The sequence below is a fragment of the Flavonifractor sp. DFI.6.63 genome (genome assembly GCF_024462255.1).
Taxonomy (GTDB): Bacteria; Bacillota; Clostridia; order Oscillospirales; family Oscillospiraceae; genus Lawsonibacter_A; species Lawsonibacter_A hominis.
Genome location: NZ_JANGBE010000021.1, coordinates 54117 through 62578, shown reverse-complemented (window position 1 = coordinate 62578; position 8462 = coordinate 54117). Strand labels below are relative to the sequence as shown.

The 8462-nt window shown below is 57.6% G+C and carries 8 protein-coding genes, 1 tRNA gene and 1 other RNA gene; 1 reads left to right on the top strand and 9 read right to left on the bottom strand.

From position 1 onward, the window contains the following. Positions 1-416 precede the first annotated feature (416 nt). The 7 genes from NE547_RS11775 to ffs form a co-directional block, all read right to left on the bottom strand. A complete protein-coding gene (locus tag NE547_RS11775; protein ID WP_186909043.1) occupies positions 417-1028 on the bottom strand; it encodes a hypothetical protein in 612 nt (203 codons plus the stop codon). 339 nt (positions 1029-1367) lie between these two features. Next, positions 1368-2048: a deoxyribose-phosphate aldolase gene (gene deoC, locus NE547_RS11770; protein ID WP_256176011.1), complete on the bottom strand. Its 681-nt coding sequence runs from the start codon at positions 2046-2048 to the stop codon at positions 1368-1370. A gap of 15 nt (positions 2049-2063) precedes the next feature. Continuing rightward, on the bottom strand, positions 2064-3191 hold the full coding sequence (locus NE547_RS11765) for a DUF362 domain-containing protein (protein ID WP_186909045.1): 1128 nt from the start codon (positions 3189-3191) through the stop codon (positions 2064-2066). Positions 3192-3220: 29 nt separating this feature from the next. Continuing rightward, complete coding sequence (locus NE547_RS11760; protein WP_207723842.1) at positions 3221-3913, bottom strand: YoaK family protein; 693 nt, start codon at positions 3911-3913, stop codon at positions 3221-3223. A 100-nt stretch (positions 3914-4013) separates the two neighbouring features. Continuing rightward, entirely contained in the window at positions 4014-4361 is a 348-nt protein-coding gene (locus NE547_RS11755; protein ID WP_186909046.1) for a YbaB/EbfC family nucleoid-associated protein, read from the bottom strand. Between the two features lie 12 nt (positions 4362-4373). Beyond that, complete coding sequence (gene dnaX, locus NE547_RS11750; RefSeq protein ID WP_256176010.1) at positions 4374-6119, bottom strand: DNA polymerase III subunit gamma/tau; 1746 nt, start codon at positions 6117-6119, stop codon at positions 4374-4376. 187 nt (positions 6120-6306) lie between these two features. Then, an RNA gene (ffs, locus tag NE547_RS11745) (signal recognition particle sRNA large type) lies at positions 6307-6571 on the bottom strand. 160 nt (positions 6572-6731) lie between these two features. Between ffs and NE547_RS11740 the strand changes: the two genes are divergently transcribed. Beyond that, a tRNA-Ala gene (locus NE547_RS11740) sits at positions 6732-6807 on the top strand. Between the two features lie 101 nt (positions 6808-6908). Here the strand turns inward: NE547_RS11740 and NE547_RS11735 are convergent. Together NE547_RS11735 and NE547_RS11730 are read right to left on the bottom strand one after the other, a co-directional pair. Next, positions 6909-7958, bottom strand: coding sequence for an IS30 family transposase (locus NE547_RS11735; RefSeq protein ID WP_148337879.1), 1050 nt, complete (start codon positions 7956-7958; stop codon positions 6909-6911). Positions 7959-8088: 130 nt separating this feature from the next. Next, the gene (locus NE547_RS11730; protein ID WP_148337877.1) at positions 8089-8337 is read right to left on the bottom strand and encodes a helix-turn-helix domain-containing protein; all 249 of its coding nucleotides are present in this window, start codon (positions 8335-8337) and stop codon (positions 8089-8091) included. Positions 8338-8462: the final 125 nt, after the last annotated feature.

Below are 8462 nucleotides of genomic sequence, written 5' to 3'. Positions count from 1 at the left end.
TAGCTGTACAATCTTTTCGGACATGGTTTGCTGTCTCCTTTCGAATGGTGGTGTCGCAACTTCATTCTACCAGACATCTGCAAACCATGTCTCTTTGTCTTTTTGCGAAACTTATTCTACCTGACCCCCGCCTTCAAGCATTTCTTTGATTTTAGGCAGTAATTCCTGGGTGTGCGATACTTCCTTGCCATAATAATACCCCCTAATGTAGTACTTTCATTTTCCTACATTAGGGGGCGTTTTGTCTATTGTCCGTTTTTACTGGTTCGGTTCATTTCAATGGGGTGGGTACTTTTTCGCTTTATTATTGGCTCTGTTCGCTCTGTGTGTTGATGAGTAAAAACTCTATTCAACCTCTCTTACCAAATTGGAATTTGTCGGCTATATGCTAAAGGCAAGGTTTCTCATGACACAGTTCAATCGAACATAACCGCCTCAGCTAAGTCTTGATTGGTATTTAATATTTCTGGGTCTACAATAGACACCGGAGCATTACTCTTCACTCTTTCCACTCCTGTGACATCCCATCCGCCGCCAGCAACAGCTTCGTTTGTATTTACCATTACTTCCATACCACTATACGTGAATCTTAACCAACCTTCTGCAGTTATCGTGTCTTCTCCGAAGTACTCATAATCATCGACACCGATCAAGGAGAAGAAATCTTGAAAGGACATGTCATCTCCCATGTCTGTAAAAAGTATGTTTGCTGTTGTTATAAAACCAGAGCATTTTATCTGTTCTTCACATTCGGTCATGGCCTTTTTAAAATCACCGTCATGTCCTCCAAAAAAGAAGTAAACATATTTCGCCCCCTGTTCCCCAAAACATGCAGAAGCGCTATCTGGGAATCCATCTAAACTTACAATAAATTCGCCTTCAGGATGCTCATTTTTCAATTCACTAAGTGTTTTTCCAATGTCATTAAAAAATTCAGGTGCTTGGTCACTAGGGGCTACAGGTGCGCAAGCAGAAAATGCGAATGATACAAGCAAAAACATTATTGTAATGAATACGTTTCGTTTCATACTATAATAACTCTTTTTCTCTTTCTAAGTGTATAATGAATATAACAGGCATTGTGTTGCAGAAACAATGAAAATTTTGTGAAATATTCTGCCAGAAAATATTTCTTTACTATAGTAGACGAAAAAACAAGAAAAAGTTCTGATTTTTCCCTACAACGATTTGCCTAGTTATAGTAGCATTATACCATAATCAGTAACAACAGTCCATATCAAACAGGATTTGCTGTAAAGCTCCGATTTTTAATGCATTTTACAGACATGTTTGGAGCTTCGCTTAATGACATTGGCCGTGAGGCTGAAGCTTTTTTCTCTTGTGGACGCCGCGCAAACGGCGGCGCGCTATAGGTCTGCGGTCGTCTGCTTCCCCTCTTCCGCCGCCTTCACCAGGCTTACGATGGCGGAAGTGCCCAGGCGGTCGGCGCCCAGCAGCAGGAAGTCTGCTGCGTCCTCCAGCGTACGGATACCGCCGGCGGCCTTGATCTTGACCTCCGGGCCGATATACGCCCGGAACAGCGCCACATCCTCCCGGGTCGCGCCGCCGGTGGAAAAGCCGGTGGAGGTCTTGATATAATCCGCCCCGGCCTCGGTAATCAGCCGGCACAGCCGGATCTTCTCCGTCCGGTCCAGCAGGCAGGCCTCCACGATGACCTTGAGGATGCGCCCCCGGCAGGAGGCCTTGACCGCCCGCAGCTCCCCCAGCACGTCATCCCAGCGTTCTTCCTTCACCCATCCCAGGTTGATCACCATGTCGATCTCATCCGCCCCGCCCCGAATGGCGTCCTCCGTCTCAAAGACCTTTACCGCAGTGGTGGAAGAGCCATTGGGAAAGCCGATCACGGTGCACAGCTTCAGCTCGTTGCCCACGTGTCCGGCCGCCTGGCGGATATAAGCGGGCGGGATACAGGCTGAGGCACAGCCGAACGCCAGCGCGTCGTCGCATACCTGCCGTATCTCCGGCCAGGTGGCGGTCGGCCGGAGCAGGGTATGGTCACAGTGCCGCAGAATCTGCTTTGGATCCATCAAAAGCGCTCCCTCTCATTGGACGGTGATCAGTTCATACCGGCGCGTACCCACGCCGATCTTTTCGCAGTGCTCCAGGCAGACACGCCAGTCGGTGACGGGCGTGGTGTTGATAAACGGGTCGTGATGATCGCAGAAGTCCGGCGCATGCATCCGCTCATCCAGCAGCGACCCCGGTATCGGCCTCTGCCGCAGGCAGGCGTCGGCGCAGGCCTGATCCAGCGCCACCGGGTCGAAAGAGGCAAACATGCCCACATCGGGCAGGATGGGCACGTCGTTCTCCCCGTGGCAGTCGCAGTAGGGCGACACGTCGACCACCAGGCTGATATGGAAATGGGGCCGCCCTTCCACCACCGCCTTGGCGTACTCCGCCATGCGGCAGTTCAGCTCCTCCATGGCCAGATCGTAATCCGGCCGGATGGCGTCAAAGTTGCAGACGGCGATGCAGCGTCCGCAGCCCACGCATCTGCCCTGGTCGATGCAGGCCTTCCGGTCCTGGCCGTAAGAAATCGCATCATGGGCGCATTGCACGGCGCACTTGCGGCAGCCTGCGCACCGGCTCCGGCTCACCGTGGGCTTGCCCGCGGCATGCTGTTCCATCTTGCCCCGGCGGCTCCCGCAGCCCATGCCGATGTTTTTGATCGCCCCGCCGAAGCCGGTCTGCTCGTGGCCCTTGAAGTGGCTGAGGGAAAGAAATACGTCGGCCTCCATGATGGCTTTGCCGATCTTGGCGCATTGGATATGCTCCGCCCCCTCCACCGGCACCTCCACGTCGTCGTTGCCCCGCAGGCCGTCCCCGATGACGACCTGACAGCCGGTGGTCAGCGGGGAAAACCCGTTTTCATAGGCCGCGTCCAGATGCTCCAGCGCGTTTTTCCGCCGCCCCGGATAGAGGGTGTTGCAGTCGGTCAGGAAGGGCACCCCGCCCAGGCTCTTGACCACGTCCGCCACCACTTTGGCGTAGTTGGGCCGCAGGAAGGCCAGGTTGCCCGGCTCCCCGAAATGCAGTTTGATGGCGGTCAGCTTATGATCAAAATCAATCGCGCCGATTCCCGCCGTGCGGATCAGCCGTTCCAGTTTTTGCAGCAGATTGACCCCCGGCTGGCACCGCAGGTCCGAAAAGTACACCTTTGCCTGTTCCATCTGTGCTCTACCTTCCTATCCCAACAAAGTTATGCCTTCCCGCGGCCGCGCCCTCTCGTCTCCCCGTTCCGGAACATCAGCAAAAACGCCGCCGCCAGCAGCAGGCAGGCCAGCAGCACGGCCCGCTCTCCCAAGCTCCGGCAGAAAAGCGCGCCCAGCGCCGCACCGCAGGCAAAAAAGAGAATGATGCCGTAATATTGCAGGCACTGCTCCCGCTCACAGCGCCCGCCGCTGCGGCAGCAGCGGAACAACAGCTCCGTTGCGCTGCGCAGATTGCCGGTACACATGGTGGTGGCATAGGTATTGCCCCGGATCTTGCGAAAGCTCTCCACCTGCATGGCGCACACAAAGGATACGGCAAGATTGGCCGGAACGTTCCAGCGCTGCGGCAGAAACGCCACCGCCGCCAGGATCGCCAACTCCGCCCCCACGGTGATCTGCCGCCAGTGGAGGGCGGGATGATACCGAAAGCGCGCCTTGATCAGCTCCGCCACGATCACTCCGGCGGCAAACGCCAGAATAGGGATCAGGTAGCGCCCCGCCGTTCGGAACTGGCCCTGGGCCAGATAGACGCCCAGCAGAACGATGTTGCCCGTCTGTGCATTGGCAAAGACGCCGCCTCGGGTCAAATAGGTGTATGCATCCAGGAATCCGCCTGCGGCCGCCAACACGGCGCCCAGGCGAACGGTCTCCGACATCTGGGCCGGCGGCGTCCGTTTCATCCCGTCCACCCGCCTTGGAAGCGCACAGCGCGGGCAGGCCGCTTGTACCCCGGCGTCTTCCAGCCCCGCAAGGCGCCGGAAGCGCGATTCCTCAAAACACTCAAAACGGCAGGTTCAGCCCTCCGGTCAGCCCCTGCATGGAGGAGGCCGAATCGCTCTCCGCGGCCCGCAGCGCCTCGTTCACCGCCGCTATGATCATATCCTGGAGCAGTTCCACATCCTCCGGGTCCACCGCGTCCGGCTCAATGGTCAGGGCGGTCAGCTCCCGCTTGCCGGTAACGGTGGCGGACACCACGCCGCCGCCTGCGGCGGCGGTATAGGTCTTGGCTTCCAACTCCTGCTGCATCTTCAGCATGTCCTGCTGCATCTTCTGGACCTGCTTCATCATGTTCATATTCATGCCGCCGCCCATGCCGCCCATACCGCGGCTGTTGAATCCCTTCGCCATAGCGATTCTCCTTTATTCTTTGATGATGATGTTATCGAATTGCGCCCCAAACGCCAGCAGGTCGTCCAGGCGGTCGTGTTCCGCCGGAGGAGACACGGGCGCTTCCGGCGCGGCCTGGGGGGGCTTGCCTACCGAGACGATGCAGCGTATCCCGCCGCCGGTCATGGCCGAGGCGGCGTTGCTCACCGTCTCCAAAATGGCGGGCTTGCCCACCATGCTCTTGACAAAATCCGACTCTACCCAAAGGACAAGCTGGCTGCCGTCCAGACGTCCCTGTACCAGGGAGGGGTTGTTCAGGAAGGTATACTCCCCCATGGGGACCTTTCCCCGCAGCGCGGCCACCAATCCGGGCCAGAGGTCGCCGCACACCGGCGCGGAAGAGGCCGGCACGGCTGTGGGCGCACGCACGGACCGCGCGGTCTGGGGCGCGGCCTGCGGCTCCCGTCCCGCCGCTCCCGGCGCTTCCGGCCGGGGCGCGCGCTCCTCCTCCCAGGGCGGACGGTCCGCCGGGTCTCCGCCCGCAGCGGGCTCCGCCGCCGGGGCCGTTTGGGGGGCCGCCCGGCGGGGCAGCGGGGGATCCGGCACCGCGCAGGCGGTGGGGATGCCGCCCGCCAGCAGGGCTTCCACCCGGGAAAGCCGGGCGTTCAGGCCGGCCGCGCTCTCGTCCAGCGTCGGGTCGCACAGCCGGATCAGACACAGTTCCGCGTCGGTGCGCCGGTTGCTGCTGCGGGACAGGTCCGCAATGGCGCCCTGGAGCAGGCCCAGCATCTGCGCCAGCCGCTGGGTCTGGAAAGCATTGGACAGTTTCCGCAGGGTCGTTTCATCATAGCCGCCGGTGAGCAGAGCCGCTCCTCCCTGAGGCGCGGTCCTGCGGATCAGCAGATCCCGGGCCAGGGCGGACAGCTCGCCCAGAAGGCTGCCCACCTCCTTGCCCGCGCCGTACAGCCGGGACAGCGTCTCCAGCGCGGCGGCGGTCTCCCCCGCCCCGATCTGCTCCATGAGCCGGGCGGTCTCCAGGTTGCCCGCCAGCCCCAGGGCGTCCAGCACCTCCTGCTCCCCGATGCTGCCGGCGGGTCCGGCGCACTGGTCCAGCAGGGACAGCGCGTCCCGCATCCCGCCGTCGGCCAGGCGGGCGAGCAGCGCCGCCCCCGCCTCGGTCAGCGCCAGTCCTTCCTGCTGCGCCACATAAGACAGGCGCAGCGCGATATCCCCGGGCAGGATGCGCTTGAACGCGAATTGCTGGCACCGGGATTTGATAGTGGCCGGGACCTTGTGCAGTTCAGTGGTGGCCAGGATAAACATCAGATGAGCGGGAGGCTCCTCCAAAATCTTCAGCAGGGCGTTAAAGGCGGCGGTGGAGAGCATGTGGACCTCGTCCACGATGTAAACCCGTTTCTTCACGGCGGCAGGCGTGTAGACCGCCTCGTCCCGTAAGGCACGGACCTGGTCCACGCCGTTATTGGACGCGGCGTCCAGCTCCAGCACGTCCAGGATGGAGCCGCTCTCGATCCCCAGGCAGGCCGGGCACGCATTGCAGGGGTTGCCGTCCACCGGATGCTCGCAGTTGACCGCCCGGGAGAGGATCTTGGCACAGGTGGTCTTCCCGGTCCCCCGGGTACCGGTGAAGAGATAGGCGTGGGACAGCCTTCCGGCAGCCACCTGCCGCTTGAGGGTATCGGTAATGTGGGACTGGCCCACCACATCGTCGAAGGTCCGGGGCCGCCATTTGCGGTATAGGGCTTGATACAAGGCTGTCACCTCTTGTGTGATGTTGTGCAAGCGCCATGAGTCTGAGCGTCCGGCCCATGCGCCCGGAGGCCGGGACGCTGCCCGCCTCAGGACCTGCAGAGCGTCTTCGGTATGCTTTTGCACAGAAAAAGAGGGGCGGAGGATGCGGAAAGCCGCGTCGCTTCGCCCCTCTCGCCGCGTCCGGCATGTGGCAAGACCGCACACCGGCCTTTGGAATCCTCGCTATGCCCGTTACCCCGGCAGCCGGCTCAGGAGCGGGCACCCCACGGCACAGATCACGTTCCGCTTAGTGCTGCTCGGTTCCCCGCCTGACACGGTTCACGGGGCGACCTTGCGCGGGACCGATCCATCATCACTGCTTACCGGGGTCAGACGGCACAGCGCGGTTCCGGGGGCCGGGATTCATCCCTGCTGTAGCGGGTTGCAGGTACAGGGCACCGCTAACTCCCCGACTAGTGCGGCCTTGCCTCAGGCCGGGCGCTCATGCGCCCCCTTCGGAAGGCTGTATTTGATATCATACATCATTTTCCCCCATTTATCAATATCACTTTTCACTTTTTTCAAAAAGGGGCTTTACAACCGCTCAATTTATGCTATAATGTCAGGGTGCCAATTCGAAAAGGGCCTGTAGCGCAGCTGGGAGCGCGTTCGGTTCGCATCCGAGAGGTCGTGGGTTCGAATCCCATCAGGTCCACCAAAGTCCGTGAAATCACATGATTTCACGGACTTTTTCTATAGCCTAATTCGGAAATGTCAATAGTAAATGCGAAAAAAATATAAAAATTTATTTTTAGGGCATCAGGCGAGGGCGGCAATACACTCCCGAAAACAGATTTCAGCCGTTTTCCATCCCAATATTTCACGCGGATAATTGTTCATCCATGCTTCCGCCGCTTCGATCTCCGCCACGGACACTTTTCCGAAATCGGTTCCTTTCGGAAACTTCCGGCGAATCATTTTGTTCTGGCACTCATTTGACCCGCGTTCATACGATGAATACGGGTGGCAGTAGTAAGCCGCTGTCCTCCGCTTTCCCTTTCGCACCACGGACCGTTCCAACCTCTTCACGTCGGAGAACTCCCCGCCGTTGTCGAATGTGATCGTCTTGAATGCCTTTGCGAAAAGGTCCGCACCGAATTTCCGTTCTATGCGGTCCATTGCCTTTACAACACTTGCCGCCGTCCGGTCTTTGATTCTTGTAATGATTTCCCATCGGGTCAAACGCTCTGTCAGCACAAACAGGGCTTTTGACCCGTCTTTTTTACTGTAAACTGTGTCGCCCTCCCAATGCCCGAAAGTGCTTCTCTGGTCCACTTCATCCGGGCGTTTTTCGATATTTTTTCCATACGACGCACGCTTTCCGGTCTTTTTAACTTTCTTGTATTCTCGCTTTCGCTTCGATTTCTCCGGCAAATTGCTGTTGGTCAGGGACAGGAAAACGCCCTTTGTAATGTAACTGTAAAGCGTGCTTACGCAAATCGAGGTTTTGAACGTCCGCCCCTCCAACCTGATTTCGGCAAGGGCCGCGGCGGGCGAACGATCTTCCACGATAATCTTTCGTTCTATGTATTCCGCAAGCTCAAAGTCGCGCCCGATTTTCAGCGGTGCGCCTTTTGCGGCGAGGTTTTCGCGGTATCTCTTTTCCGCCCCGTCCGGGTTATAGCGATCTTCTGTAATCCATGTATCACCGTCCAAATACTGCCAGCGAGCGCGTTTGATTTCGCGGTAAATCGTGCTGATATGCACGTGCAATTCGTCCGCAATTTCCCGTTTTGTATGCCCCTGATTCAAGAGGGCTTCAATTTTATAACGGTCTGTTTTTGATAAATGGCTAAATACGTGTCCCATGCCACAACCTCCACAAAGCAAAGAAACCCGCCCAATCCGGGCGGGTTTCTTTCGTTCTCCCTTGTTCTTGCGGGGTTTCCTCCGCCGTTGTGGTCATATTATAGCATTTGTTTCATACTCACGCAAGTATTTATTTTTCGTTCTGCTCCGTCAGCCATTCTAAAGACACGTTTAGGACCCTTGCGAGAACGACAAGTTCATAATCTGTCACAAAACGCGTTCCAATTTCAATTCGGCTTACGCTGTCCCGCTCCATTGTGATTCCCTCCACCTGCAACCGGGCCGCAAGGTCCTCTTGCGTGATTTTTAGGCGTGCGCGGGCTTCTTTTACGCGGTTTCCGCAAAGATTTTTGCGCCCTTTATAGTCATATATCTTCATCGGTTGTTCCTCCACATGTGTTAAAGTTTCGTATTTTTCTTGACTTTAACACGCGTACCGCCGATAATTGTGTTAAAGGTCAGAATCCAATAATTCCAATGGATTCAAACCCGCAAAAATACGGG

Excerpts from the sequence above, each read along its gene's own strand:
- NE547_RS11760 (WP_207723842.1), bottom strand. The coding sequence starts at position 3,913 with ATGAAACGGACGCCGCCGGCCCAGATGTCGGAGACCGTTCGCCTGGGC.
- NE547_RS11765 (WP_186909045.1), bottom strand. The coding sequence starts at position 3,191 with ATGGAACAGGCAAAGGTGTACTTTTCGGACCTGCGGTGCCAGCCGGGG.
- NE547_RS11730 (WP_148337877.1), bottom strand. The coding sequence starts at position 8,337 with ATGAAGATATATGACTATAAAGGGCGCAAAAATCTTTGCGGAAACCGC.
- NE547_RS11755 (WP_186909046.1), bottom strand. The coding sequence starts at position 4,361 with ATGGCGAAGGGATTCAACAGCCGCGGTATGGGCGGCATGGGCGGCGGC.
- NE547_RS11735 (WP_148337879.1), bottom strand. The coding sequence starts at position 7,958 with ATGGGACACGTATTTAGCCATTTATCAAAAACAGACCGTTATAAAATT.
- NE547_RS11775 (WP_186909043.1), bottom strand. The coding sequence starts at position 1,028 with ATGAAACGAAACGTATTCATTACAATAATGTTTTTGCTTGTATCATTC.
- deoC (WP_256176011.1), bottom strand. The coding sequence starts at position 2,048 with ATGGATCCAAAGCAGATTCTGCGGCACTGTGACCATACCCTGCTCCGG.